Below are 1,229 nucleotides of genomic sequence, written 5' to 3' on the forward strand. Positions count from 1 at the left end.
ACTAGAGCAATTTGGAAGTAAAACAGAAATCAAAGAATTACTTAACAAATTGAAAAAAGAATTTGAAAAGAAAGAGAAAGAAGAAAAGGAAAAAGAAGAATTGAAGAAAATTCAATTTTCATTTAGTTCACTAGAACCAGAAGATAAGCTTAAAAATCTAATTAAAGCAGGTATGAATAATATCTGGATGGTTGGTCCAGCTGGTTGTGGTAAATCAACTATAGCTCGTAATACGGCTAAAGAACTGGATGTTCCTTACTTATGTATCTCTTGTGGTATTGGTACTTCTGCAACAGAATTTACAGGATATAAATATCCTACTCGTGAAGCAACTAAGTTTGCTGAATTCTATGCTAAGAAGTCAATAATCCTTATAGATGAGATGACTGCGCTCGATCCATCTGTAGCACAGGTTATTAATGCAGCATTAGCAAACGGTGAAATAGAGACTACTACAGGTACTGTTTTACGACATCCTGAATGTATCATTATTGCTACGTCAAATACTTTTGGTAATGGAGCAGACCGTCAGTATGTTGCTAATAACCAATTAGACGCTTCAACAATTGACCGTTTTACTGGAGCAATAATTGAAGTAGATTACTCTGTTAAATATGAGTCACAATTTGATCACGAAGTGGTAGATTATATTTATTTACTACGTAACTGCATTAAAATAAATTCATTACGTCGTATTGCTTCTACTCGTATGATTCAAGCAGCAGAAAAAATGAAGAAAGTGGGTATGTTAGACTGGAAAGACATGCTTATCATCAACTGGTCTGATACTGAAAAGAATATAGTAAAACAATATATTCAAAAAGTAGAAGAAAATAAAGCTAAACAAAGCACTGCTTCAATAATTGAATCTATGCGTAAAAATTTTTATACTCCTACTTTAACAGCAGAATTTAAAACAGCAGCGTAATGAAAAAACTGAATTTAAATGTTAATATAAATTCATTAGATGAATTTTATAGAGAATGTGACAATATTGAAGGAGGTAATCCTGCTGAAATAAATAATATTGAAAGGAACGATGACCCTAGTTTTAGGGGATTATCTACAGCAGAAATACATGATTCTAAATATAGTTATACCAAAGGTTTAGATAATCTAAAGAAAATAGAAAAGGATATAAATCTAGGAGGTCGTAAACATAAATATAAGTACGACGATTCTGATGGAGATGATATGAACTTTGATCGGTACATAGAAGGTCTACCTTG

General features: G+C 31.8%; 2 protein-coding genes. Both read left to right on the top strand.

Going from position 1 to position 1,229, the window contains the following annotated elements; translation table 11 throughout:
• Positions 1-928: AAA family ATPase (locus GH664_RS22840; RefSeq protein ID WP_153170320.1), on the top strand; the 928-nt coding region annotated here is incomplete at its 5' end.
• Positions 928-1,229: hypothetical protein (locus tag GH664_RS22845; RefSeq protein WP_153170321.1), on the top strand; the 302-nt coding region annotated here is incomplete at its 3' end. The genes GH664_RS22840 and GH664_RS22845, both read left to right, overlap by 1 nt.

Source organism: Thauera sp. 2A1, assembly GCF_009469595.2.
In the GTDB taxonomy this organism is placed as follows: Bacteria; Pseudomonadota; Gammaproteobacteria; order Burkholderiales; family Rhodocyclaceae; genus Thauera.